16 protein-coding genes and 11 pseudogenes are annotated in these 24,684 nt (G+C 59.4%); 20 read left to right on the forward strand and 7 right to left on the reverse strand.

What is annotated here, in order from left to right; all coding sequences use genetic code 11:
- Positions 1 to 68: 68 nt before the first annotated feature.
- Positions 69 to 1,275: pseudogene (locus EJ074_RS18220) on the forward strand (IS3 family transposase).
- Positions 1,276 to 1,285: 10 nt separating this feature from the next.
- Here the strand turns inward: EJ074_RS18220 and EJ074_RS18225 are convergent.
- Positions 1,286 to 1,381 (reverse strand): annotated as a pseudogene (locus EJ074_RS18225) (transposase); the annotation flags it as partial.
- 517 nt (positions 1,382 to 1,898) lie between these two features.
- Between EJ074_RS18225 and queC the strand changes: the two are divergent.
- The 16 genes and pseudogenes from queC to EJ074_RS29915 form a co-directional block, all read left to right on the forward strand.
- Entirely contained in the window at positions 1,899 to 2,597 is a 699-nt protein-coding gene (gene queC / locus EJ074_RS18230; protein ID WP_063170389.1) for a 7-cyano-7-deazaguanine synthase QueC, read from the forward strand.
- The gene (queD, locus tag EJ074_RS18235) at positions 2,597 to 2,953 is read left to right on the forward strand and encodes a 6-carboxytetrahydropterin synthase QueD (protein ID WP_126063824.1); all 357 of its coding nucleotides are present in this window, start codon (positions 2,597 to 2,599) and stop codon (positions 2,951 to 2,953) included. The genes queC and queD overlap by 1 nt, the downstream gene beginning before the upstream one ends.
- 5 nt (positions 2,954 to 2,958) lie before the next feature.
- Complete coding sequence (gene queE, locus EJ074_RS18240; protein ID WP_164752747.1) at positions 2,959 to 3,684, forward strand: 7-carboxy-7-deazaguanine synthase QueE; 726 nt, start codon at positions 2,959 to 2,961, stop codon at positions 3,682 to 3,684.
- Positions 3,685 to 4,454: 770 nt separating this feature from the next.
- A complete protein-coding gene (locus EJ074_RS18245; RefSeq protein ID WP_126063825.1) occupies positions 4,455 to 5,207 on the forward strand; it encodes a carbonic anhydrase in 753 nt (250 codons plus the stop codon).
- A 160-nt stretch (positions 5,208 to 5,367) separates the two neighbouring features.
- Positions 5,368 to 5,564: pseudogene (locus EJ074_RS30285) on the forward strand (7-carboxy-7-deazaguanine synthase QueE); the annotation flags it as partial.
- 1,051 nt (positions 5,565 to 6,615) lie between these two features.
- Positions 6,616 to 7,509, forward strand: coding sequence for a nitrogenase iron protein (gene nifH / locus EJ074_RS18255; protein ID WP_095489375.1), 894 nt, complete (start codon positions 6,616 to 6,618; stop codon positions 7,507 to 7,509).
- An 87-nt stretch (positions 7,510 to 7,596) separates the two neighbouring features.
- On the forward strand, positions 7,597 to 9,099 hold the full coding sequence (gene nifD, locus EJ074_RS18260) for a nitrogenase molybdenum-iron protein alpha chain (RefSeq protein ID WP_024505262.1): 1,503 nt from the start codon (positions 7,597 to 7,599) through the stop codon (positions 9,097 to 9,099).
- 129 nt (positions 9,100 to 9,228) lie between these two features.
- Positions 9,229 to 10,770, forward strand: coding sequence for a nitrogenase molybdenum-iron protein subunit beta (gene nifK, locus EJ074_RS18265; protein WP_126063826.1), 1,542 nt, complete (start codon positions 9,229 to 9,231; stop codon positions 10,768 to 10,770).
- A 61-nt stretch (positions 10,771 to 10,831) separates the two neighbouring features.
- Positions 10,832 to 12,307: a nitrogenase iron-molybdenum cofactor biosynthesis protein NifE gene (nifE, locus tag EJ074_RS18270; RefSeq protein WP_095489376.1), complete on the forward strand. Its 1,476-nt coding sequence runs from the start codon at positions 10,832 to 10,834 to the stop codon at positions 12,305 to 12,307.
- 8 nt (positions 12,308 to 12,315) lie between these two features.
- Entirely contained in the window at positions 12,316 to 13,668 is a 1,353-nt protein-coding gene (gene nifN, locus EJ074_RS18275; protein WP_126063827.1) for a nitrogenase iron-molybdenum cofactor biosynthesis protein NifN, read from the forward strand.
- Positions 13,665 to 14,162 carry a nitrogen fixation protein NifX gene (gene nifX, locus EJ074_RS18280; protein WP_063169371.1) on the forward strand — a complete coding sequence of 166 codons (498 nt, stop codon included), beginning with the start codon at positions 13,665 to 13,667 and terminating at the stop codon, positions 14,160 to 14,162. Before nifN ends, nifX begins: the two co-directional genes overlap by 4 nt.
- Positions 14,163 to 14,178: 16 nt before the next feature.
- Positions 14,179 to 14,658 carry a NifX-associated nitrogen fixation protein gene (locus tag EJ074_RS18285; RefSeq protein WP_024505267.1) on the forward strand — a complete coding sequence of 160 codons (480 nt, stop codon included), beginning with the start codon at positions 14,179 to 14,181 and terminating at the stop codon, positions 14,656 to 14,658.
- Between the two features lie 107 nt (positions 14,659 to 14,765).
- On the forward strand, positions 14,766 to 15,470 hold the full coding sequence (locus EJ074_RS18290; RefSeq protein ID WP_245454716.1) for a response regulator transcription factor: 705 nt from the start codon (positions 14,766 to 14,768) through the stop codon (positions 15,468 to 15,470).
- Between the two features lie 95 nt (positions 15,471 to 15,565).
- Positions 15,566 to 16,438, forward strand: coding sequence for a universal stress protein (locus EJ074_RS18295; protein WP_127862623.1), 873 nt, complete (start codon positions 15,566 to 15,568; stop codon positions 16,436 to 16,438).
- A gap of 449 nt (positions 16,439 to 16,887) precedes the next feature.
- Positions 16,888 to 17,061, forward strand: a pseudogene (locus tag EJ074_RS30290) (TauD/TfdA family dioxygenase); the annotation flags it as partial.
- A 32-nt stretch (positions 17,062 to 17,093) separates the two neighbouring features.
- Positions 17,094 to 17,233 (forward strand): annotated as a pseudogene (locus EJ074_RS29915) (IS630 family transposase); the annotation flags it as partial.
- A 102-nt stretch (positions 17,234 to 17,335) separates the two neighbouring features.
- Here the strand turns inward: EJ074_RS29915 and EJ074_RS29920 are convergent.
- Positions 17,336 to 18,031 (reverse strand): hypothetical protein, encoded by a 696-nt coding sequence (locus EJ074_RS29920; protein ID WP_186815540.1) that lies wholly within the window; start codon positions 18,029 to 18,031, stop codon positions 17,336 to 17,338.
- Positions 18,032 to 18,446: 415 nt separating this feature from the next.
- On the opposite strand from EJ074_RS29920, the pseudogene EJ074_RS18315 reads away from it, so the two are divergent.
- Positions 18,447 to 18,627: pseudogene (locus EJ074_RS18315) on the forward strand (helix-turn-helix domain-containing protein); the annotation flags it as partial.
- Between the two features lie 174 nt (positions 18,628 to 18,801).
- Here the strand turns inward: EJ074_RS18315 and EJ074_RS18320 are convergent.
- Positions 18,802 to 19,323: pseudogene (locus EJ074_RS18320) on the reverse strand (IS21 family transposase); the annotation flags it as partial.
- A 217-nt stretch (positions 19,324 to 19,540) separates the two neighbouring features.
- Between EJ074_RS18320 and EJ074_RS30295 the strand changes: the two are divergent.
- Positions 19,541 to 19,764, forward strand: a pseudogene (locus tag EJ074_RS30295) (IS6 family transposase); the annotation flags it as partial.
- Between the two features lie 69 nt (positions 19,765 to 19,833).
- On the opposite strand, the gene EJ074_RS29925 reads toward EJ074_RS30295, so the two are convergent.
- The 4 genes and pseudogenes from EJ074_RS29925 to EJ074_RS18345 form a co-directional block, all read right to left on the reverse strand.
- Positions 19,834 to 20,487: a hypothetical protein gene (locus EJ074_RS29925; protein WP_348626966.1), complete on the reverse strand. Its 654-nt coding sequence runs from the start codon at positions 20,485 to 20,487 to the stop codon at positions 19,834 to 19,836.
- Between the two features lie 209 nt (positions 20,488 to 20,696).
- A pseudogene (locus EJ074_RS30300) lies at positions 20,697 to 21,013 on the reverse strand (RidA family protein).
- A 257-nt stretch (positions 21,014 to 21,270) separates the two neighbouring features.
- Positions 21,271 to 22,452, reverse strand: a complete 1,182-nt coding sequence (locus tag EJ074_RS18340) for a Xaa-Pro peptidase family protein (protein ID WP_129553645.1) — start codon at positions 22,450 to 22,452, stop codon at positions 21,271 to 21,273.
- Between the two features lie 1,123 nt (positions 22,453 to 23,575).
- Positions 23,576 to 23,733, reverse strand: a pseudogene (locus EJ074_RS18345) (IS110 family transposase); the annotation flags it as partial.
- 115 nt (positions 23,734 to 23,848) lie between these two features.
- On the opposite strand from EJ074_RS18345, the pseudogene EJ074_RS18350 reads away from it, so the two are divergent.
- A pseudogene (locus EJ074_RS18350) lies at positions 23,849 to 24,309 on the forward strand (transposase); the annotation flags it as partial.
- Positions 24,310 to 24,684 lie beyond the last annotated feature (375 nt).

A 24,684-nucleotide genomic window follows, 5' to 3' on the forward strand; every position in this document is an offset into this window, starting at 1 on the left:
GCCGAGGCCTTGCCCCTCTGATCTAATCCGGTTTGAAGTTCGTTCTGGCCCATCCAGAGGATCAGGACATGAAACGCAGCCGCTTCTCTGAAGAGCAGATCATCGGAATTTTGAAGAAACACGAGGCCGGGGTATCGGTTGGCGATCTGTGCCGCAAGCACGGGGTCAGCGACGCCTCGATCTACAATTGGAAGGCCCGCTTCGGCGGGATGGATGTCACCGAGGCTCGGCGACCTGAAGGGCTGGAGGACGAGAACACGCGCCTGAAGCGGCTTCTGGCCGACGCCATGCTCGACAATGCCGCGTTGAAGGACCTTGTGGGAAAGAAATGGTGACGCCCGCCGCCAAGCGGAAAGCTGTCGCTCGCCTGAAGGAAGGCTTCGGGATGAGCAAACGGCGGGCGTGTAAAGCCATCGGCTGTTGCCGCATGACGGTTCGCTACCAGACCAGCAGGCCGGACGACCGGGAGGTTCGCGAGCGGATGAAGGCGATCGCGCAGGAGCGTCGCCGGTTCGGCTACCGGCGTCTTCTCGTGATGCTGAGGCGGGAGGGCCTGGTCGTGAACCACAAGAAGCTGTTCCGGCTCTATCGGGAGGAGAAGCTCGCCGTTCGCCGCCGTGGCGGCCGCAAGCGGGCGATCGGGACCAGGGCGCCAATGCTGGTGCCGCTGAGGCCCGACGAGTGCTGGTCGCTCGACTTCGTATCGGACCAGCTCACCGACGGGCGCCGCTTCCGCATCCTGGCCGTCGTCGACGACTGCACGAGACAGTGCCTGGCACTCATCGTTGATACGTCTCTCTCGGGCATGCGGGTTGCCCGCGAATTGGACCGGCTCATCACTAGCGCGGCCGGCCCAGGATGATCGTCAGCGACAATGGCAGCGAGTTCACCTCGAACGCCATCCTCTCCTGGGCGGATCAGAACCGCGTCGAATGGCATTACATTGCGCCCGGCAAGCCGATGCAGAATGGCTTCATCGAGAGCTTCAACGGCCGACTGCGCGATGAACTGCTCAACGAGACGCTGTTCACCTCGCTGGCTCAGGCGCGCGTAGCCATCGCCCTGTGGCACGCCGACTACAACACCGCGCGGCCGCACTCCCAAATCGCCTGGCAGACCCCGGCCAAGTTCGCCAGCACCTTCAATCCGCGACGGTCGCTCGCGCTGCGCTATGCCAAAGGCTCCGCGCCAGCGCCCGTCGCTTCACCCGCCCAGCAGGGCACAACCCACGCCGGAAACGAACTCAAAACTGCTGGGGCAACGTCAGTCCCATAGAGCCTTGATGGTCGGCCTTTGCTCGCAGCAGCGCCTTAGGTTGGGCGAAGGCGTTCTCAATCGGATTGAAGTCGGGACTGTAGGGCGGCAGGTAGAGCAGGCTCGCCTGCGGCCTCAATCGCGCCGCGCAGGGTTCTCCAGGCGGATGTCGCCAATGTCAAATTTGCTGGCATCCATGTCGCCCTCGCTTTCTGGTTCGAGATCGGAAAATCGCCGAATAATCAGCACATCAACCTGCGCCTGAAGGAGCTCACTGCCACTTTCGGCTGGCGGGGTGTGCCGCCCCACAATTAGAATGTCAATTGTCGTGCCAACCGCACAAGCGAAGGCCAGAAAGCCAACATGTGTTCTGCGGCTTAATTAAGAGTCAGCCGATGTCGGCCGAACATCACCTTGTCTCGAAGTCGACGATCCGACAGCAGATTGCGAAAGTTGGCGCGATGCGAAACAAACTGCTGAAGCGCTCAACTTTTATTGATCACGCGTGTTGGACGCGACGCACTCCCGTTCCAATCGGGCTGAGCGCAAATTCTCCCGGTTCACAAAACTGAGTCGCTGGAGTAGTGGGGGCGCAGAGAAATCTCCGGTCGCAGCCTTACCCGGTCAAAACAAGGATACCAATGATGAAGACTCTCGCCGTCTGCTCTGGCGGATTGGACTCCGTTTCCCTTGCTCACATGGTGGCAGCGGAGCACGAACTCACCGGCCTTCTATCTTTCGACTATGGCCAACGGCACAGGAAGGAATTGGGCTTCGCCGCTCTTTGCGCGCAGCGACTGAAGGTCCCGCACCAGATCATCGACATCGGCGAAATTGGCCGTGGCCTTTCCGGCTCAGCGCTGACTAGCAGTATCGACGTGCCGGACGGCCACTACGCCGAAGACACGATGAAGATTACGGTGGTGCCGAACCGCAATGCCATCATGTTGGCAATCGCCTTCGGTCTCGCCGCCGCCCACAGCGCCGAAGCGGTGGCGGCGGCCGTGCATGGTGGGGACCATTTCATCTATCCCGATTGCCGTCCGGCCTTCATTGAAGCTTTCCAGACAATGCAAGACCGCGCGCTCGACGGCTATGCGCAGATACGCCTCTATGCACCGTATGTGAATCTCGGAAAAGCTGACATTGTTGCGGATGGCGCAAGATACGGCACCCCGTTTGCTGAGACCTGGTCCTGTTACAAGGGCGGCGTGCGTCACTGCGGACGATGCGGGACCTGCGTCGAGCGGCGCGAAGCGTTCCATCTCGCCGGGCACGCTGATCCCACCGACTACGAGGACGCCGATTTCTGGCTTGAGGCGCTGCGCAGGAGGCGCGCGTAATGTTCCACATCACCAAGGAATTCCACTTCTCGGCCTCGCATCAGCTCACCTCCTTGCCTCCCAACCATCAATGCGCGCGCCTGCACGGGCATAACTATGTCGTCGTAGTGGAGCTGTCGGCCAAGGAACTGGACGCCCACGGCTTCGTGCGCGACTATCACGATCTGGCGCCGCTCAAACGCTACATTGACGAGAGCTTCGACCATCGGCACCTCAACGACGTGCTGGGACATGAGAAGGTCACGGCGGAATGCCTGGCCAGACATTTCTATGAATGGTGCAAGGCACGTCTGCCGCAGACCGCGGCCGTGCGCGTTAGCGAAACACCGAAAACTTGGGCGGAATACCGTCCGTGACCGACATGCATCCCGCAATCCGTGTGAGCGAGATATTCGGGCCGACTATCCAGGGCGAGGGCGTGCTCATCGGCTTGCCGACGGTGTTCATCAGAACCGGCGGATGTGATTATCGCTGTTCATGGTGCGACAGCCTTCACGCGGTGGACAATCAGTATCGCCATGAATGGCTACCGATGCCGATCGATGCCGTGTGGCAAACCGTCCATGCGCTTTCCGGCGGCAGGCCGGTTATGGTCTCCTTGTCAGGCGGCAACCCGGCCATTCAGCCGTTCGGTCCCCTCATAGAACGCGGCCATCGCGAGGGCTATCGTTTTGCACTGGAAACGCAGGGTTCCGTGGTGAGGGAGTGGTTTGCGGATCTTGACGTGCTGACCCTTAGCCCAAAGCCGCCGTCCAGCGAGATGACCACCCGTTGGGCTGCGTTTGATGCATGCCTCGAAGCGGCGCAAGAGAAGCCGCAAATCGTGCTCAAGCTCGTCGTTTTCGACGAGAGTGACTATGCCTACGCCAAAGAAGTCGCGGCGAGATATCCGCACCTTCCGATCTATCTGCAACCCGGCAATCACACGCCGCCGCGCCCTGGCAGTGAAGACGCCTCTGTCGACTTGGACGGAATAATGATGCGAATGGAATGGCTTGTCGAAAGGGTGACTAGCGACAGGTGGTTCGAAGCCCGCGTGTTGCCGCAGCTGCACGTTCTGCTTTGGGGTAACAAGAGGGCGGTCTAGTCTGCGGCTTGCGTCGCACCGGAAGGCCGGGCTCCAACGGCTTGGCAGGCTCTCTTCGCGTGCCGAGTACAGCCGAGCTTTGTTCGCGTCAGCGGTCTCGCGATTGTGCGGCTGGAAACCGCCCGGACACCCCGCTGCCGGCGTGTGTCACCTTGACTCCGATGAGCTGTCGTCACGCAAAGTTGAAATCCGCAAGAACTGGCCTTCTCGCCCCACCTGCTCCGTCGCAAGCACGTCATCCCCTCATCCTTGTCCAGCTCTTATCGATGTATCTCATTGTCCGGCCTGACGCACGACTGTCAGCATGGGAATGCATCCATTGCGCAAATGCCTTCCATAAAGAAGATCGATTTCCTCACTGGCCCAACGTGAAATATAGCAACGTTTTCGTGGCGTGGGTCGGCTGCGTCGGGAGTAGCGATGAAAACGTATTAGGGTCGCCTGCGTCTCCTTGGGCAGCGAGTGTAAAGTATAGCGATGCGGCCTCCGGCGCGAACGGCAGCCGCGCAGTGATCACCTTCGCCTGTGCCTTTGCGGCGGGGGTCAAGCGCTGGTCTGCTCAAATTTTTTATCGTTTAGCTGGTTGAAACTGCTCCCGTTGCGGGCTGCAGAAGCCGGCCAGCCGAGAAACGGCAGCCGCACTTATGAAAGCACGCCAAGGCATGCGGGCATCTATCAGTTGCAAAGGACAATACTGGCCGCGCCGATTGGCCATCACGCGTCCATTAGGGCAGCCACCAACATCAGTTCGCAAGAGGAGCAAAAGTAATATGTATCGTCGTCACCTGATCAAAGGGTTGGTTGCGCTCGGCGCATGCCGGATTTGCGTTCAAGCCGCCCAAGCGACCAGTGCCCATTGGGGGTACACCGGTCCGGTCGGACCGGAGCACTGGGCTGATCTGGATAAGGAAAATTTCGTATGCTCTGCCGGCACGCAGCAATCGCCGATCAATATCAACAGCGCGGTCAAGGCGGATATCCCGCATATCGCCATCGGCTGGCACAAGGGCGGCGGCAATATGGTGAACAACGGCCACACCATTCAAATCAATATGCCACAAGGCAGCACGCTGACCCGCAGCGATCGTGTCTACGAACTGGTACAGTTCCATTTCCATGCGCCAAGCGAACATCACGTGGCGGGCAAGAGCTTCCCGATGGAGGTGCATTTCGTTCACAAGGACACGCAAAGTGGTACTCTGGGCGTGCTGGGCGTCTTTTTAACGCCCGGCGCGACAAATGCCAGCTTTGCTGCCCTTGCTGCGGCCTTTCCCGAACTGCCGAATGGGGAGGTGACGATCGACGAGGTGAATCCCAACTGGCTTCTGCCAGCCTCGCTTGGCTATTGGACTTATGAGGGCTCACTGACGACGCCGCCGTGCACCGAAAACGTCGAGTGGATGGTGGCGATGGAACCGGTTGACGTTGATCCGGCAGACATCCAGCGATTTGCCTCCCTCTACCCGTCGAACGCGCGCCCTATTCATTCACCCAATCGACGCTTCATCCTGCGCCAGAGTTGAGCGCCGCCCCAGCGGTTCCGCACGGTCCAACATTCTTGGCACAAGTTGGCGCGAAGCCTCCTCTTCCGGTCTGGCGGTCTGACGGCGCTCCCCAAGCTGGCTAGTCTAAATGATAGGGATTCGGTGCCGACACCACTCGTCCCAAAGACGTCGCGGCGAGGTTTGTCTGCAACCCGGCAATCACACGCCGCCCCGCCGTGGTAATGAAGACGTCTCTGTCGAGTCCGACGGAATATGATGCGCATGGAATCGCTGGTAGAAAAGGTGACCAGCGACAGGTGGTTCGAAGCCCGCGTCTTGCCGCAGCTGCACGTTCTACTCTGGGGTAACAAGAGGGTGGTGTATACCTTCTCCTAGCTTCGCCGCCAACTACTCGGTTTTCCGAATTGCTCTCTATATTCTTGAAGACGATGCGTTCGTTAAAGACATGTGCTGCGCACCTGGTGTAAAAGCTGCTCTCATCATGCAGAGGTCAAGCCAGTCGGGCTCATCCGAGGCTATGGCCGTGAGCACTGTTCAGTTCGGCAGAGAGGGCGCTTTTGTACACACTTTGCGATCGTGGCGGCCCCGTGGGCAGATCTGCAAGCTGCCGCGACACTAACCTCTCGAAGCCCGCCCGCCCGCCTGTTGATGCGTGTCTCCCAGTAAGATTCCTGTCCAAGAACGTGATAATCTTCTTGCCAGTGTTGTAGCTGATGTTGCCCTTGATGCCGCAGCCTACCGCGGCGGGACCAAACTCAATGGCAAGCAGGCCGGCTAGGATCGTGCAGCCAGTCGCGAGCCTCGCCCACAACGGGGTCTCACGCGCATGAGGGCGCCGACCATGGGTTCGGCGGTTCGTACGCGTATAACACGTATCTTTCTGAAAAAATCAATGCTCTCGGCTAAGCTACTGAATTATTTGGCTTCCATATAGCGCGTCGGCGGAACCAACTTGTAGACGGGCTATGAAAGGTTAAGCGCGGATGTCTATCGGCCGCCGGCGTTCCCGCTCTGTAAGCCTGCCTGAACTACCCGCGCCGCGGTCAAGCCCCAGGCTCCTGCTCATCCAGCGACCGCCCGATCAATGGCAGGCTGGAAAGACAAGAGCCGATGTCTTCCGATGGTCTCGCCATCAGCTTTGGGCTAACTTCCCCATTCTCCCGCTTCGAGCTCGACACACGGCGGTTTGGATGGCGCACGACAATCTGTGTCGGCTTTGTCGTGTCCGTGACAGACGCCTGAAAGGCCCGTTCGCGCGTTTTGCCGCCGTCTAAGCGGCTGGAATTTAATGACAAAGTTTTTTCTGGGATCGGCCGATCACGCTGGTACGCTTTTTGCGATGCTTGGTGTGAGGCGGCACGAGCTGCCTATCGGCACTTGTGTCGCGGGCAGTCGCGATGATTAGAACGAAGGAAGGAAAGCTATTATGTCAGGTCTGCGTCAGATCGCCTTTTACGGAAAAGGCGGCATCGGCAAGTCCACCACGTCCCAAAATACGCTCGCTGCCCTTGTCGACCTCGGGCAGAGAATCCTCATCGTAGGATGCGACCCCAAAGCCGATTCCACACGCTTGATCCTGAATTCGAAAGCTCAGGATACCGTCCTGGATCTCGCCGCACAGGAAGGTTCGGTGGAAGACCTCGAACTCCAGGACGTGCTCAAGGTGGGCTACAGAGGCATCAAGTGCGTGGAGTCCGGCGGCCCCGAGCCGGGTGTCGGTTGCGCCGGCCGCGGCGTCATCACCTCGATCAATTTCCTCGAGGAGAATGGCGCTTATGACGATGTCGATTATGTCTCCTATGACGTCCTCGGCGACGTGGTATGCGGCGGCTTCGCCATGCCGATCCGCGAAGGCAAGGCCCAGGAGATCTATATCGTCATGTCCGGCGAGATGATGGCGCTCTATGCCGCCAACAACATCGCCAAGGGCATCCTCAAATATGCCCATTCGGGCGGTGTGCGGCTGGGCGGGCTGATCTGCAATGAACGTCAAACCGACCGCGAACTCGATCTGGCCGAAGCACTGGCTGGCCGATTGAATTCCAAGCTCATCCACTTCGTGCCCCGCGACAACATCGTCCAACATGCCGAACTCAGGAAGATGTCGGTGATCCAGTACGCGCCGGACTCAAAGCAGGCAGGGGAATACCGCGCTCTGGCCGAGAAGATCCACGCCAATTCGGGCCAGGGTACGATCCCGACGCCGATCACCATGGAGGAGCTGGAGGAGATGCTGCTCGACTTCGGCATCATGAAGACCGACGAGCAGATGCTTGCCGAGCTTCACTCCAAGGAAGCGGCGAAGGCGGCGGTCCAGTAGTGACATTAGCGCTGCCATGAATCGGCGCGCCTTGCAGAGAACGGCGCCTATTCGTTGAGGCGTCACCCAACCTTGAAAGGGGGACTCATGAGCCGGGAATACGAGAATGACGGTGCTCTTCATGCGAAGCTTATCGAAGAGGTGCTGTCGCATTATCCCGACAAGGCGGCGAAGCGCCGCAAGAAGCACCTCAACGTCGCAAAGAGCGGCAACGAGGCTGGCGGGGAAAGCGAGGTCCTTTCCGAATGCGACGTCAAATCGAACATCAAGTCCATTCCCGGGGTGATGACGATTCGCGGCTGTGCATATGCTGGTTCGAAAGGCGTGGTGTGGGGGCCAGTCAAGGATATGGTCCATATCTCGCACGGCCCGGTCGGCTGCGGCCAATATTCTTGGTCGCAGCGCCGCAACTACTACGTCGGTACAACGGGCGTCGACACGTTCGGGACAATGCAGTTCACCTCCGATTTCCAGGAGAAGGACATCGTCTTCGGCGGCGACAAGAAGCTGGAACAGATCATTGACGAGATTGAAGTCTTGTTTCCGCTCAACAACGGCATCACCGTGCAGTCCGAATGCCCTATCGGCCTGATTGGCGATGACACCGAGGCCGTTTCTCGCAAAAAGACCAAGGAGTATGACAAGACGATCGTGCCGGTACGCTGCGAGGGCTTCCGCGGCGTCTCGCAGTCGCTTGGCCACCACATCGCCAATGATGCAATCCGGGATTGGGTCTTCGACAAAAAGGATGTCAAGTTCGAGGCCGGCCCCTACGACGTCAACGTCATCGGCGACTACAATATCGGCGGCGATGCCTGGGCCTCGCGCATACTGCTTGAGGAGATAGGGCTGCGCGTGGTTGGCAACTGGTCGGGTGACGCCACACTCGCAGAGATCGAGCGCGCCCCGAAGGCTAAGCTCAATCTTATCCACTGCTACCGGTCGATGAATTACATCTGTCGGCATATGGAGGAAAAGTATGGCGTCGCCTGGATGGAGTACAATTTCTTCGGTCCCTCCCAGATCGAAGCCTCTCTGCGCAACATAGCCAAGCATTTTGGGCCGGAAATCGAGGAGAAGACCGAAAAGGTCATTGCCAAGTACAGGCCGCTTGTTGATGCGGTCATCGCCAAGTACCTGTCGCGCCTGGAAGGAAATACCGTGATGCTCTATGTGGGCGGCCTGCGCCCCCGCCACGTCGTCACGGCCTACGAGGACCTCGGCATGGTCATCGTGGGCACCGGCTATGAATTCGCCCACAGCGACGACTATCAGCGCACCGGCCACTACGTGAAGAACGGCACGCTGATCTACGATGACGTGACCGGCTATGAGTTGGAGAAATTCATCGAAGGGATTCGCCCAAATCTGGTCGGCTCGGGAATCAAAGAAAAATACCCGGTGCAGAAGATGGGCATACCGTTCCGCCAGATGCATTCCTGGGATTATTCAGGCCCGTATCACGGCTACGATGGCTTTGCCATTTTCGCACGTGATGTGGATCTCGCCATTAACAACCCGGTCTGGGACCTATTCCACGCGCCTTGGAAAAGAAGCCGGGGCGATGAGCGGGCGATGGCTGCCGAATAAACATTTGCTTCAGCCCCAGTCTCCCACTGAGACGGTGAACTCCCGCGGCCTCTGATCCGCCGGAGCCTGGAACGTCTTGACGTCCTGAGCTGCCGTCCCGCGCAGCCAGATGCAAAAGAGGTAATCATCATGCCGCAGTCGGCTGAAAAAATTCTCGATCACGCTCCCCTGTTCCGCGAGCCGGAATACAGAAAGATGCTCGCTGAGAAGAAGCTAAACTTCGAATGTCCGCACCCCGATGAAATCATTTCCGATCAGCGCGATTTCACCCAGACGTGGGAATACCGCGAAAAGAACCTCGCCCGCAAAGCGCTTGTCGTGAACCCGGCCAAGGCCTGCCAGCCGCTGGGTGCGGTATTCGCTGCCGCCGGCTTCGAGCGAACCATGTCCTTCGTCCACGGCAGCCAAGGTTGCGTCGCCTATTACCGCTCGCACCTGTCGCGCCATTTCAAGGAGCCTGCCGCGGCGGTCTCCTCCTCAATGACCGAGGATGCGGCGGTGTTTGGCGGCCTGAAGAACATGGTCGACGGGCTCGCCAACACCTACCAGCTCTACGACCCCAAGATGATTGCCGTGTCGACGACCTGTATGGCAGAGGTCATTGGCGACGACCTGCACAGCTTCATCCAGAACGCCAAGGACGAAGATTCAGTCCCGCGCGACTTCGACGTGCCCTTTGCCCACACCCCGGCCTTCGTTGGCAGTCATGTCGACGGCTATGACAACATGGTCAAAGGCATTTTGGAGCACTTCTGGAAAGGTCAGGAGCGTACGCAAATCGAAGGAACCATCAACATCATTCCGGGCTTCGACGGCTTCTGCGTCGGCAACAACCGGGAGCTCAAGCGCCTGCTCGATGTAATGGGCGTGTCCTATACATTGATCCAGGATGCCTCTGACCAGTTCGATACGCCTTCGGACGGTGAATACCGCATGTATGACGGGGGCACGAAGATCAACGAGGTGAAGAAGGCCCTCAACGCCGAGGCAACGCTTTCGCTGCAGCATCACAACACCCGAAAGACACTGGGCTATTGCGAGGAGGTCGGGCAGGCGACGGCCTCGTTCCACTATCCGCTCGGCGTTCAGGCGACGGACGAATTCCTGATGGAGGTCGCGGCGATTTCCGGCAAGGAGATTCCCGAGGCAATTCGCCTCGAGCGCGGCCGACTGGTAGACGCCATGGCGGACAGCCAATCCTGGTTGCATGGTAAGAAATACGCCATCTACGGTGATCCCGACTTCGTTCACGCAATGGCCCGCTTTGTCATGGAGACCGGCGGCGAGCCAACCCATTGCCTCGCCACCAATGGCACCTCGGCATGGGAAGCCGATTTGAAGAAGCTGCTAGCATCCTCGCCTTTCGGCAAGGCTGCCCAGGTTTGGGCGGGCAAGGACCTGTGGGCGCTGCGCTCACTGCTCTTTACCGAGCCGGTGGACCTTTTGATCGGCAATTCCTACGGCAAGTACCTGGAGCGCGACACCGGAACACCGCTGATCCGGCTGATGTTTCCGATCTTCGATCGGCACCATCATCACCGCTTTGCGCTCTTTGGCTACCAGGGAGCGTTGCGCGTGCTGACGACGATCCTCGACAAGATCTTCGACAAACTCGATCGCGAGACGAGCGAGACGGGTGTGACGGATTATTCCTATGACCTCACGCGCTAAGAGCCGTGGCCGGCTTTTCGCCGAGGCCATTCCTTGCCCAATGGACTGGGGAGGCTGAGCAATGTCCTCCCTCAGCGCCAAAATCAAGGACGCCTTCGATGAGCCCGCCTGCGATAAGAACCGTGGCAAAGATGCCAAGGCGCGCAAGGAGGGCTGCTCGAAGTCGCTGACACCAGGGGCGGCAGCCGGCGGCTGCGCCTTTGACGGAGCCAAGATCGTCCTGCAGCCGATCACCGACGTTGCGCATCTGGTCCATGCGCCGCTCGCCTGCGAGGGCAATTCTTGGGACAACCGTGGTGCGGTTTCGTCAGGGCCGACCTTGTGGCGGACAAGCTTCACGACCGACCTCACCGAACTCGACCTTGTGATGGGGCAGGGCGAGCGGAAACTCTTCAAGGCGATCCGCGAGATCAAGCACACATACGCGCCGCCGGCGATCTTCGTCTACTCGACTTGCGTAACGGCGCTGATCGGTGACGACATCGAGGCCGTGTGCAAACGCGCCACGGAAAAGTTCGGTTTGGCCGTGGTGCCGATCAATGCGCCTGGCCTGGCAGGCTCCAAGAACCTCGGCAATAAGCTCGCCGCCGAGGCGTTGCTCGATCATGTCATCGGCACGGTCGAACCCGACGACCCCGGACCCTACGACATCAACATCCTTGGCGAATTCAACCTCTCGGGCGAATTCTGGCTTGTAAAGCCGCTCCTCGATCGGCTCGGGATCCGGGTGCGCGCCTGCATTCCCGGCGATGCGCGTTACCGCGACATTGCTTCCGCGCACCGCGCCCGGGCGGCAATGATGGTGTGCTCGACCGCGCTGATCAGTCTTGCCCGCAAGATGGAGGAGCGCTGGGACATCCCGTTCTTCGAGGGCTCCTTCTATGGCATCTCCGACACATCGCAAGCTCTTCGAAACCTTGTCAGGCTGCTGGTGAGGAAGGGCGCCGATCCGGAGATCCTCGAGCGCACAGAGACGCTGATCGCGCAGCAGGAGGCGATCGCGTGGAAGAAACTCGAATCCTACCGGCAAAGGCTCCAAGGCAAGCGCGTGCTGCTCAACACAGGCGGTGTGAAGTCCTGGTCGGTTGTCCATGCGCTGATGGAGATCGGAATCGAGATCGTCGGCACCTCGATCAAGAAATCTACGGTGCAGGACAAGGAGCGCATCAAACAAGTTCTCAAGCACGACAAGCACATGTTCGAATCCATGGCTGCGAGCGAGCTGTACGCCATGCTCTCTGAACACAGGGCCGATATCATGCTGTCGGGCGGTCGCACGCAATTCATTGCGCTCAAGGCCAAGACGCCCTGGCTCGATATCAACCAGGAGCGCCAGCATCCTTATGCCGGCTATGACGGCATGGTGGAACTCGTACGCCAGATCGACCTCGCCATTCACAATCCGATCTGGTCTCAGGTGCGCCAGCCGGCCCCGTGGGATTGCCAGCCTGAGCTGATAGGCGAATTGCCGTGCACGAGGAACGAGACCGCGTACCTGTTTGATGAATTCGCCTGCGCGACGGCACACGAGTGTTGAGGCGACCGATGGCCCGCATCCTTCCCCAGAGCAAATCGGCGGCAGTCAACCCGCTGAAGTCGTCGCAGCCGCTGGGTGCCGCCTTTGCCTTTCTTGGCGTCGACGGTGCGATGCCGCTGTTCCACGGCAGCCAAGGCTGCACAAGCTTTGCGCTCGTTCTCTTCGTGCGGCACTTCAAAGAAGCGATTCCCTTGCAGACTACGGCGATGGATGAGGTGGCGACCATCCTCGGCGCAGCCGACCATCTGGAAGAGGCGATCCTCAACCTCAAGAACCGCACGAAGCCAACGCTGATCGGGGTGTGCACGACCGCGCTGGTGGAGACGCGTGGCGAAGATTGCGCGGGTGATATTGCCAACATCATGCGGAAGCACACGCAACAGCTTGCGGGTACGGAGGTCGTGCTGGCCAACACGCCGGATTTTGACGGCGCGATCGAAGAGGGCTGGGCCAAGGCAGTCACCGCAATGATCGAAGGGATTACGCGCTCGGGCGAACGGGCGCGGCACCCGAAGAAGATCGCAATCCTGCCCGGATGCAACCTCTCTATCGCCGACATCGAGCATATGCGGGACATGGTTGAAAGCTTTGGGCTCAAGCCGGTTATTCTGCCCGACATTTCAGGCTCGCTCGACGGTACGGTTCCTGACCGCTGGGTAGCGACCACATACGGCGGCACCAGCGTCGAAGACATTCGCGAGTTGGGCACGGCCATGCAATGCATCGCCATCGGTGAGCACATGCGCCGCCCGGCGAAAGCGCTGCACGGGTTGACCGGCGTGCCTTACGTGTTGTTCCAGTCACTGACTGGGCTGCAGGACACGGACCGCTTCGTGTCGCTGCTGTCTGCGATTTCGGGCGCGGCGGTACCGGCCCGCGTGCGCCGGCGCCGGGCGCAATTGCAGGACGCGATGCTCGACGGACATTTCCATTTCGGCGGCAAGAAAATTGCCATCGCTGCCGAACCAGACCAGCTGTTCCAACTTGCGACCTTCTTTGCTGGCCTCGGCTCCGAGATAGCCGCGGCCGTCACAACGACCGACAGGTCTAAAATTCTCGAGAAAGTCCCGGCGGTTTCGGTTCAGATCGGCGATCTCGGCGATCTGGAAAGTCTTGCCGTCGGTGCTGACCTGCTTGTCACGCATTCGCACGGGCGCCAAGCATCGGAGCGGCTCCGAATTCCGCTCATGCGCATCGGGTTCCCGGTCTTCGATCGACTAGGCAGCCAGCACAAGCTCGCAATTCTCTATCAGGGCACCCGCGACATGATCTTCGAGGTCGCCAGCATCTTCCAGGCCAACCAACACGCGCCCACTCCTGAGGCGCTTGATCCACTCCGTAATCGAGAAATATCACGATGAACGCTGTTCGCCGCCTCTCGCTGGTCAGTAGTGAGGTTTTCGCCCCGATGCCTGAACGACGTAAGGGCGCATTGCGCGTTGCGATCGCCACTCAGGACATGCAGGACCTCAACGCCCATTTCGGGTCGGCCAGGCGCTTTGCTGTCTACGACGTGACGCGCGAGGAATGGAATCTCGTAGAAGCCGTGGCCTTCGATGACGTGTCCGATGAAAGCGGGGAGCATCGGGCCGAGCGCGATGATCGCATCACGCCAAAGGTGGATGCGCTCAAGGGCTGTCAGATCCTGTTTTGTCTGGCAATTGGCGGCCCTTCGGCAGCCAAGCTTGTCGCGGCAAAAATCCACCCGATCAAAGTGGCGGAGCCCCAATCGATCCCACAGGTGCTCTTGCGCACGCAGATGATGCTCAGGACGTGTCCTCCGCCTTGGCTGCGCAAGGTGCTGGCGCGAGCGGGCATTGCCGAAAAGAAACCGTCCTTCGAGGACGAGGACTGAAAAGAGGAGGACGCCAATGCCTGACCCCGCAATCCCCCCAGCTGTCGCCGAAGACGAGGCGGCTCTTTGCACCCCGTTCGTCAAATGCCTCGTGCGGCTGATCCGTTCTCAGGATTCCTATGGCTCGTGGGAACGCAAAGCGGACGCTGAGCTGCTGGGCGACTTCATCATTACCAAGGAACAGCGCCGAGGGATCCCAATCATCGGAGATCCCGATCCCGACGTGCTGTGGAGGCTCGACAAGTACTACGCCGCCATCGGGCTTGCGATCGAGGAGCGCTGCGGCCTTATGGCATCGCCGATGATCCAGGTGAGCCATGAGGGTTTTGGTCGGGTGCTTTTCACGACCGGACGGCTGGTCGTTTTGTCCAAAACGCTGCGCGATGTCCACCGGTTTGGCTTCGAGACGCTCCTGAAGCTCGCCACGGCCGGTACGAAGCTGGTCGACGATGCGATTTCAGTCATCGAAACCTTTCCCCACGTGGCGCTGGCATGATGGGCGCGATTTTCGAGAAAGGCCATCATGACGGACCCGAGAAACTATGTTGGCCAGTCCCCTCGATCCAGGGACTCGAGGCCGACCAGGTTGTTGGGGTATCGCCGATGAAGAAGCCGCTGGTCCTGATCTGCTCGCAAGATGCCGAGTTCTATCTGCTCTACAGCCACATACTGGAGGTTGACGGTTTCAGCAGTGAGACGGCAGACGGCGCGAAGGCTGCGCTGGCCTTGGCCGAACAACGGGAGCTTCAGGCCGTAGTGCTGGATTGCGACCCAGCCAGCATAAACGGGTCCGCAATTTGCGCCCACCTCAAGCGGGAACCGCGCACCACCGACCTGCCTATCATCGCCCTGATCGCGCCTGGCGCCGAGCACCAGCACCTCGATCTCTTGAAGGCAGGCGTTGAGAGCTTTGTGCGGCCGGTGGCTCCGGCCAAGCTGCTCGACTGCCTGCGGGCGAGGCTCGGGCTGACCAAGCGTGGTCCGAACGGGGTTGAAAACGACAGTTGGATTTGTTGTGGAGGCCTGGAGATGAAGCTCGATGCCCATCGGGTTCGCGGTAATGGCCACGACATCCATCTCGGACGGATCGATTTCAACGTGCTGCGGCTTATGATTGAGGCCCCCGGCAAGGTCTTCAGCCGGGACGAGCTTATCGGGGCGGCCTGGCTGCCCAACATTCATGTCGGTGCACGCACCGTCGATGTCCATATCAGCCGAATCAGGAGGGCGCTGAAAACGGCCTTGCCCGGCAGCGTCATTCGCACCGTCAGGTCGGTCGGCTACTCGCTCGAGAAGCCGGACGACTGAAATCGGTGGTCGAATGTGGTGCCGCTCTCTCTTCCTCCTGAGAGCGGTGTTGCCGCTTTGAGGCGCTCCTAACGAAGACCAGGAGAAGCAGGCAAATGGAATTTAAAAGCATATTCAGTGTGACGGGTGCTGATCATTCTGATGAGGACCTCACAACAGCTGCCGGACTGTGTGCCGAGGTCGGCGCGCACCTATCGGTACTCATTATACCGCCTCCATTGCTCTTGATGTCGTCTCCGCCCCCCGAATGGAATACAGGACGTGCACAGGCAATTGCAGTACCGAACTATCGATTTCAGCAAATCGAGAAATTTTCACAGGACGTGACCAGAATGGAAAGACGGTCCGTGGATATCCTCAAAAGGCTGAAAGCTATGTCGCTTTCCTGTGACGTTGACACCGACTATTGCGATCCGGCTAGCCTCGGTGAAGTGGCACGACAGCGGGCGCTCTGCGCTGACCTGACGATCGTTGGAGGAGACCTCCTCAACGATGAGACTCTCGGACCTCCTGTTGTCAACGGCTGCTTGTTCGATAGCGGAAAGCCGGTGCTCATCGTGCCGAAGGGCGTTAAGGCGACGCTGTCGCCTCGACGCGTGCTGGTCGGCTGGGATTCGCGTGTAGAGGCCTCGCGTGCGGTTCGGGAAGCTCTTAGTATCCTATCCGCTGCCAAGGAAGTCTGTGTCGCTATGGTCGATCCAAAGGCGCAAAACAACGGGAAAGGCGCGCAGTCTGGAGCTGACATCGCTGCCTATCTTACTCGGCACGGTGCTCGGGTCTCCGTTGACCTGCTTAAGAGCGCCGGCAAATCGGCGGGCACAGTGCTGACCCAGCACGCGAACGACATCTGTGCTGACATGATGGTCATGGGCGCTTATGGCAGCCGTGGGCTGCGTGAGCGGATTTTCGGCGGTCCGCCGAGCTGGAGCTTTGGGAAGACCACATTGCCGCTGTTTTTGGCTCGCTGATCAGCTCCGTAGGAACACCGATCAGGTCGTAGGACCGCCAACCAGTCCGAAGTCGTCGTCGGTTACCGGTCGGATTGCGGAGACATGGCTGGATCCGCGAACATCTTGCGACGCTTGTCAGAGCCAAACCGGACGCCTCGACTGCTTCACGACGCTCTCGTGAACCAACTCGTGCGAGATCGTCCGCAACGGGCAGTAAAGACGAACGGCTGCAGCAGACCGCAGCCAAGCCACAGGGCGGGTGTACCAGGAGACCCCGCCTCGTGCGCGAACCCTGTTGGAAGGCCCAAAGGTAGTGGTCGTCCTTCTGCCTCTCCGGCTCGCCATAAGGCCCATTGGGTTGCTCGGTGGGCGCCTGGTATCATCGAGGGGCAAATACGCTTGCTCGTCAGCTTTCGGACAGAACCTTGCCAGGATTCAAAATGTTATGCGGATCAATTGCCCTTTTCGAGCATCCCATCGTACGCGTCCACCCTGAGACCGGCGAGCACACGCTCATGCTCGGCTCTTATGTAGCACGTTTTGTTGGCGTCTCGAAATATGACAGCTAGAGGCTATTCGATCTATTTGAATCTCACATCACCGCGCAGGAAAACACCGTGCACTGGAAATGGAAGCAGGGTACAGAGGGACGCTCGAGCCCGATCCCATTCGCCGCCGCGCCTCCAGCCTCGATGCGCATGAAGTTTCATCGTCGGGCTGATCGATGAGCGCAAGGACATCACGCTGAACGAGATCGTGGAGCGGCTCGTGGCCGAGCAGTTGGTGCGGATCAGCCGAAGCGCCTTGAGCGCCTGCGCAGTTCGAAATCCTCGTCGCCTGATTGACCTCGCATTCGGCCTTCTCTGCGCCTCTATTCAGCCGTCGCAACAAACCCGGCAAACTGCATTCATATATTCATGTGACGGACGCGAATGTTAGTCGACACAGCGTAGTAATGTCGTAGACGGGCAATCCGGTCATGAGGCGTATAGCGGCCGTTACTCGCGGAAACGCTGTGCACTCAAACAGGAGGGCCGCGATTTCCGGATGCGCATCTCGCATTCTTGCGACGCACGCCATTACATCGGACTCAATGTCGGCTGTTTCAGTCGGTATCGGCGGGCGCATGTTCTCATTCTGCAGCAACTTGCTGCCGTCGATGCCGCCGATAACGATCCTCGCACGCTCGGCCGGATCATCGATCCCAAGCAGATCTTCACCCAAATGCCTCGACTGGGCGGCCACGACTGCGAGCTTGGCAACTGGCGGCAGCTGCCGGAGCAATGTCGGCGCCAGGAGCAGGCTGGACATCACCACGGGTACATTCACAGATGCAGCCACCGCCGCTTGATGCCGGATAGAGTAGCCGCAGTTCGAGGTTATCACGACGGCGCCCCGATCGACCAGCCGCCGGGCAGCCGCGATGTAGGCCGGTTCAAGCGCTGGATCACCGCGTATGACTATATCCGCCCAAGCCCCCTTCACAGTTTCCGATATAATCGGAAAGTCGAACGTATGCGGATTTAACAAGGCGCCGAGTTTCGGTTCCGGAGGCCGCGGTCCTCGTTCGAGGTTTAGAATGCCAAGAGAGCGAGAGATTTGGTCGGTCATGAAAGAGGCCCCTGAAAATCTAGGCGAACGAGCGTGAAGATCTATGCCGCCAGCTGCTGTCTCGCGACCGTAGTCGACAGGCACCACACCAGTTCGCACAGCTACTATTAGCCCACGCCGTGAGACCAACGATCGATCGCCGGGTATCTTTCGTCAAATGCAATTTCTATATTTTGGCCATCTGGCCGCGAGATGGACGCAGGACATTGCCGAGTTTGGGCGATGAATCGGACCCGCCGAATAAGCATGAAAGTTAAGTCCTCGGGCGATGGCTCCTGTCTGGACTGCCAGCGAAGAGTGGTCCGGGCTGTCCGCCGAATTGAGAAACTGACCCCCTCGGTTATGAGAGGAGGCATCAATGACGATTGGGATTTCGGCGATTCCTGCATTGTCGAGAACGATGTAGGGAGAGGAGATACTTCAGCCTGAAGAGGTGGCGGCGATGCTGCGGCTGCATGAGCTTGGCTGGGGAGCAAAGCGACTGGCGAAGGAATTCGGGTGCGCGCGCGACACGGTGCGTCGGTATCTGCGGGAGGGCGGGACTGTTCCGTTTCGCAAGCCTTATACGGCCGACCGGGTTTGACGGGCTGGACGATTGAACTGGGCGGCGTTCAAGGGCATCTGGACCGGTGTACGCGCGAGATTGCCGATCGACGTGTGGTGTGGCTCCTGCAGAGCGCTTTGCCGAAGAGGCCGGGGCGCTTCGCCCTCTGGGCGGACGGCGCCGTTTGGGCAGCTGCGGGATCTCGTGCGCAAGGTCCAGGCGGACTGGCGTAGGTATAGTTGGAGGCGCCCATCGCTGCGACAAACAGCTTCATGGGATCCGCTTCGCCGGTGATTGGGTCGATGATGTCGATATTGTCGCCGGCGAAATCGACAAACACCTTCTCGCCGCCAGGTGTGCCTGGTGCGTCGTCGGCGCACACCCTTTCCAGGCCACGAAGGTCGTGCAAAACCAGGTATAACCAAAGCCGTCGGGATTGGCGGCACGATACTCTTCCCACACCCAGCACCCGCGTTATGCCGCGCCAGCGCAACTCCTTCTCCTCATGGTTCCAGCCGGGGCACCGGCCGCCGAGGCTTTGCGACGCCGCCTTCGGCGCTGGGAACAGCAGCAGCTCACGGCCTTCGACATCCATCCCTTCGGGCAGCGACCAGCTCAGCCGCGGCAAGACGGGCGCGCCGCAGATAACCACGCTCGAGACCATTGCTCACCCCAAGCGTGTGCGCGATGCGCGTTCGGTCAGGCCCTGGACTTGCCTTAGACGTAAAACTTCTCTGATCCGGCCCATCGATATTCTGGGTTGGCATGAGGCTTCATCGTTTTGAACGACGCATCATCCTGGAGACCGGTTGAGTGTCGGCCGAAGCGTCCAGCACCTCCGAAAAGGTGCTCACGATCGCCTAAATCGTTGCTCATGATCCCGTGAAATCGGTGCTCACGATGCGGTGAAATCTATGCTCACGATCGCCTGAAATACGCAAGGACCGCGCCCGGCGCCGGTTGGAAAGCCGATCCGCGTCCGCCGGAACGAGCATTTGAACAATCAGATCGAACAGGACGATAGGCGCATCAAGCGCCCGAGTGCGGCCGATACTCGGCTTCGAGATGGCCACCGCCTTCGCCATCCTTTCCGGCATCGACATGATCTACATGATGCGCACGCCAGGTGAGGTACACCTGCAATCCGAATACGTCCCGGGCCGCGCAGTTCGAAATCCTCGTAGCCTGATTGACGTCGCATTAGGCCTTCTCTGCGCCTCTATTCAGCCGTCGCAACAAAACCGAAGTAACAGGTATTCTATACCTTTTGTATAGACGCGATTTGCCTCCCTGCCGTCATTCCAGTAGACTCGAATGTCATCCGGCAAACGGTCGTGATGTCGTAGACGGGCAGCCCGGTTATCCGGCGGATTGCTGGTGCCACCACCGGAAAAGCTGTGCATTCGAACAGGATCGCCGCGATCTCCGGGTGCGCGGTTCTGAGCCGCCTGACGCAGGCGGCGACATCCGTTTCAATATCAGCGGCATCTGTTGGTACTGTTGGGAGCTTCATCTCGTTTTGCCAGAGCGTGCCACCTTCGATGCCGCCGAGGACTACTCTCCGCCGCTCGGCCGGACCGTCCACCCCGAGCAGATCTTCGCTGCAATGAGTTGAGTCCGCGGTCAACACCGCCAACTTAACGTCCAGCGGCAACTGCCGGAGCAACGTCGGTACGAGGAGCAGGCTAGACATTACTACAGGAACATTGACCGAAGCGGCCACCGCCGCTTGATGCCGGACAAAGAAGCCGCAGTTTGAGCTTATGGCAACGGCGCCCCGCTCGACGAGACGCTGGGCAGCCGCGATGCACACTGGCTCAAGCGAGGAATCGCCATGAATAACATTCTTGGCATAAGCTCTATGGACTGTTTCGTAGACTGTAGGGAAGTCGAAGGTGGCTGGATCTCGCATCGGTGAGTGCACCGGCGGCGGCGGTGTGGCGCCAGGCGCTAGCCCGCGGTCGAGGAGTAGAATGCCCAGTGAGCGTGGCGCTTTAGATGTCATTTGATCTCCTAATAGAAAATGCGTAGGGTATGCAGGCAAGCGAATCCTCCGCAGGTGGCCAACGATGCCAGCCCGCTTGTAGTTTGGACCGCGAGCTGGCAGCCGAAGCGTCCGAGTTAAAGCGCTGCGGTAATCTGGATCTCGACCGTGTATTCCGCTCCCGCCAGCCTTGCCTCAACGCAGGGCCGACATGGCGTGCTGCCAGGAACCACCCAATTATCCCACACGCGGTTCATTCCGCGAATGAAGAAATGTCGGCGAGCCAAATCGTGGCCGTCAGGAGCTTGCTCTCTTCTTGTTCCAGCTGCGGCAAGCAGATCATCGATTTTCGTCAGAATGTCAGCTGTCTGCTTGGCAACCGGTCCGCCGGGGCACGCAGTGCGACGATCCCTGCAGTATAAATCGTATTGCCGTGAGCAAGCATTTGGCTCATGCGAGGGCCGACTTCGTAGCGCGATATTCGTCCATAATGAAATCCTTTCGAGAAAATGATACAACCGTGGATGCTGGCCGGTGTCGGAAGTCGTGAAACCGGCTCATCATCAGCGTAGTGGTCTTGCCCGATCCGCTGGGTCCGAGCACGACGAATTCGCCCTGCGATATCTCAGGGGGCAGACGTCGTCGACGGCTCTGCCGTTGAGGCTGAGGAGCGTGGATCCCAGTCTTACGGAGTGATGTCGTCGATGGCTTTCAGCATTCCATCTCCCTCGGGTAATCCGAGATGATTTCAGCGCCGGTCTCGGTGACGAGCACTGTGGCGCTGAAGCCTACGCTAATGTTCGGCTCGGGAAATAGCACCGGCACGATATGGAATACCATGCCTGGGTGCAGGACGCGGGGATCTCCGTCCTTTAGGTCCATGACCCATCCTTCACCCCAACCCGGACAGATGCCAACGCCCACGGAGTAGCCGGTTCTATTAAGAAAGGCATGGGCGAGACCAGCGCGAGCCACAGTGCCACGACACGCAGCATCGACTTCTCCACTTGTTACGCCGGGTCTAATGGCGGCGAGCGCGGCGTCGAGGGCGGCTTCTGAAGCGTCGGCAGCTCGACGCACGCTGTCGCTAGGCTTCCCGATCGACCAGGTCCGCATCAAGGCTGCACTGTATCGCTTCCAGTTTCCGGATCCCTCGACGATGACCAGATCGCCTTTCTCGATGCCTCGGCCAGCCCAGGTGGCGTGCGGCAAGGCCGTACGCGGCCCGGAAGCGATGTATGGGGCACTGCCCATGTATTCACTGCCAGCCGAGATGGCAGCATAATGGAAAGCCGCGGCCACATCGTTCTCAGTACGGCCAGGACGCGCAGCTTCATGTGCGGCCTTGAAGCCTGCAGTCAACGCCTCAGCCGCGCGACGAATGTAAGCGATCTCCTGCGAGGACTTGATGGCTCGGCATTTCTCCAGAATCGTAGACGCATTGACGAAGTTGGTTCCGGGCAGCGCACCGCGGAGCGTTTCGTAGGCGCTCACCGTAAGGAACATGGAGTTGGCATCCACACCGACGGTCTTTCCCAAGGCGCCCAAATCGGACATCGCTCTTGCTAGTACCTCAGCCGGAACGTCAGTATCCTGCCATACAGTGGCATCCCGATAGTAGGACAGACGCTCGACATTGACTTGCTCGTAGCGACGCACCACGAGGAATGGGTCGCTAGTATGCGTCACGACAAGCGCCTGAAAAACATAGTATCCTTTCGTAATGAATCCAGATATATAGTATATGTTTTCGGGAGAGCTGAGCACGAGGTAGTCGATCCCGCGCTCGTTCATTGCTTTCCTGCACGAAGCAAGCCGCATGTCGAATTCAGCTGAAGTAAAGGGTAGCTGGTCGATCGCGTCGACAGGCAGTAGATTATGGTTGGCGATCATGCCTGTTTTCCTTTCCTTGATCACTGGCCCAAGAGGTGGGCCGTCACATTTCCGTCGCGAGAGAACTGCACTAGCGATGACATCGATCGCTGCGAGCGCCGTCTGCAGCGGGGCCACTGCCGAATGGGTTTACGTCCTGTTTAGGATCCCTTCCCACACGCGCATAGGCCAGGTGATGAAGCGTGTTCGCGTCAGGGAGTTCCCCTTTTTCTTAGAAGTAGAGCCATCGGGCAGCCCCGATGGTCTGTTTTTTACCCCGAGTGGCCTTAGCTTCACGCAGGCAGCGCCAGCGACGAGTTTCAACCAATAGCCGACATACTGGAGAGCCTTCCTACACAACTATCGCGGAAGCTTGGGGTCAAATACAGTTTGAAGATCACGATCATCTAGCGACGAGATGTCCGGATTGGCATTCCAAAGACCCTGACACTCAGGGCCGCTTCCGACGGAGTGCGCGTACGCCAAAAAGCTTTCCGGTCCGCTCGCTCAGCGGCGATTTTTCAGCGCCGATGCGCGCTGTGCATTTGACGAATTGGTACGTGGGATGACATTATCAATCAAATCGATTTCACTCATGGTGGCATTCTCCAACGTTGCGTTTTCGCGGTTCTTTCGCCATCCGCTGTTGGGTAGTGTTGCATTTGTCCATTGCGAACCGCACCTACCACTCCTGGTGGGCTGATCTCACCCCAAGCGAGGTCGGCGCGACGTCTCGGATGAAAATCGCCTTGCCGCCGAATTCACAGGGCGCCGACGCAAGGCGCATGCCGACGCATTGACTTCGGACGCGTCAAAGGAAAGATCGCGTATTCGCGCCTATGCTCCTCTTCGAACCGGATCTCCGCGACGAGCGCAAGCGGCCGCCGATCCGGGTTTTCTCCCGCACTTGACGACGGCTAAACGGACTGCCGTAGAGGCGCACCGCGTCATCGCGTCGCCGTCGCCGCAGCGCCGGCGAATCTCCCATAGCCGATAGCGCCGCTCTCCTGTTCGACCAGGCCTGATCATTCTTGGGGTGTTCCTATCCTTGAGTTTGACCAGCCTACCACGCATCCATTTCCAGCGGTGGAAAGGGAAGCAGCGGTCTGGCCCGCTTGATGGCAGCCTTTCCGCGCGTAGCGCGATAGAACCAGACGGAAAGGGGTCCAGTCTCGAACACCACGCGTTTGGCGGCTGGCGCCCGCTTACGGATAAGCTCGGCAATGACCTTTGGATCAGAGGCGCACTCCCGCGCCAGACGCGCTTGCCTTCACGTCGGATCGACACCGACGTCTCTTTCATCGACACGGAAGGTGGCTGTTCCCCGATAAGATGGAAATAGGGCTCACGGATCTGACGCCGGACCCAAGCGTCTGATGGAGAACAGCCATGGAAGAGTATATCGGTCTCGACACGGTTGGCGCATCTTGCAGAGGTGGGATTCTTCCGTGAGGTGCGGGTGAAAGGATTTGACAGCATGCTGACCCGCACGCTCGTGGCGGCACGCACCCGGCTGGTCCGGATCACACCGAACTTTCCAACCAGATTCGTGGAATCATGAAAACGTTCGGGCTGCTCGTTCCTGCAGGAAAGGGAACCACGTTCGAGAAGAACGTTCGGCGCCTACGAGGAACTTGCTCTCATCGTGCTGCCGATGTGGAGGCCTGGCGCGGCATTCGCATCCGTGCCGCCGAGCTTGGGCGCCAGCTCGTCGCAGATGCACGTCAGAGCCAGGCATGCCGCATGCTCATGTCGATCCCTGGCATCGGCGCCATCACCGCAACCTCGTTTGCCACTGCCATTGAAGATCCGGGCAACTTCCAGACCTCCCGATCTGTTCGCGCCTGGATGGGCCTGACGACGCCAAAGCGAGTGCAGCCGACGGCTGGCCCAGCTCCCCGCTGTCGGCCCGATCGCAGCCTCGCTGCTGACGATGAAGACGCCGGCGCCCGAGCTGTTCCGATCGGGGCGCGACTTGTAGGCGGTCACCGGGCCGGCGATTCCTCACAAGTCACGGCCGCTCAAAGGTTAATCTCAAAACGAGATAGCGCCGATCCGCAAACTGAATTTGACGTCGATCTCCGCGACCGATCATAGTTCGGATGCACGTTCTTCGCGGTATCTAGAAAAGGTTCTCAGCCTGTCGGTTCGCCGTTGATTTTCGGCACGAGAGGCTAGTGGTGAATAGTCAGTCGCCGCAAGGATTGGCCCCGGGATCCGACATGAAAATGAAGGAATCTATCGACCTATGGT

Origin of the sequence: Mesorhizobium sp. M3A.F.Ca.ET.080.04.2.1 (genome assembly GCF_003952525.1) — a bacterium.
GTDB lineage: Bacteria > Pseudomonadota > Alphaproteobacteria > Rhizobiales > Rhizobiaceae > Mesorhizobium.

What these genes read in the sequence shown, in the direction of transcription:
- queC (WP_063170389.1), top strand. Translation starts at nt 1,899, where the DNA reads ATGAAGACTCTCGCCGTCTGCTCTGGCGGATTGGACTCCGTTTCCCTT.
- queD (WP_126063824.1), top strand. Translation starts at nt 2,597, where the DNA reads ATGTTCCACATCACCAAGGAATTCCACTTCTCGGCCTCGCATCAGCTC.
- queE (WP_164752747.1), top strand. Translation starts at nt 2,959, where the DNA reads ATGCATCCCGCAATCCGTGTGAGCGAGATATTCGGGCCGACTATCCAG.
- EJ074_RS18245 (WP_126063825.1), top strand. Translation starts at nt 4,455, where the DNA reads ATGTATCGTCGTCACCTGATCAAAGGGTTGGTTGCGCTCGGCGCATGC.
- nifH (WP_095489375.1), top strand. Translation starts at nt 6,616, where the DNA reads ATGTCAGGTCTGCGTCAGATCGCCTTTTACGGAAAAGGCGGCATCGGC.
- nifD (WP_024505262.1), top strand. Translation starts at nt 7,597, where the DNA reads ATGAGCCGGGAATACGAGAATGACGGTGCTCTTCATGCGAAGCTTATC.
- nifK (WP_126063826.1), top strand. Translation starts at nt 9,229, where the DNA reads ATGCCGCAGTCGGCTGAAAAAATTCTCGATCACGCTCCCCTGTTCCGC.
- nifE (WP_095489376.1), top strand. Translation starts at nt 10,832, where the DNA reads ATGTCCTCCCTCAGCGCCAAAATCAAGGACGCCTTCGATGAGCCCGCC.
- nifN (WP_126063827.1), top strand. Translation starts at nt 12,316, where the DNA reads ATGGCCCGCATCCTTCCCCAGAGCAAATCGGCGGCAGTCAACCCGCTG.
- nifX (WP_063169371.1), top strand. Translation starts at nt 13,665, where the DNA reads ATGAACGCTGTTCGCCGCCTCTCGCTGGTCAGTAGTGAGGTTTTCGCC.
- EJ074_RS18285 (WP_024505267.1), top strand. Translation starts at nt 14,179, where the DNA reads ATGCCTGACCCCGCAATCCCCCCAGCTGTCGCCGAAGACGAGGCGGCT.
- EJ074_RS18290 (WP_245454716.1), top strand. Translation starts at nt 14,766, where the DNA reads ATGAAGAAGCCGCTGGTCCTGATCTGCTCGCAAGATGCCGAGTTCTAT.
- EJ074_RS18295 (WP_127862623.1), top strand. Translation starts at nt 15,566, where the DNA reads ATGGAATTTAAAAGCATATTCAGTGTGACGGGTGCTGATCATTCTGAT.
- EJ074_RS29920 (WP_186815540.1), bottom strand. Translation starts at nt 18,031, where the DNA reads ATGACCGACCAAATCTCTCGCTCTCTTGGCATTCTAAACCTCGAACGA.
- EJ074_RS29925 (WP_348626966.1), bottom strand. Translation starts at nt 20,487, where the DNA reads ATGCGAGATCCAGCCACCTTCGACTTCCCTACAGTCTACGAAACAGTC.
- EJ074_RS18340 (WP_129553645.1), bottom strand. Translation starts at nt 22,452, where the DNA reads ATGATCGCCAACCATAATCTACTGCCTGTCGACGCGATCGACCAGCTA.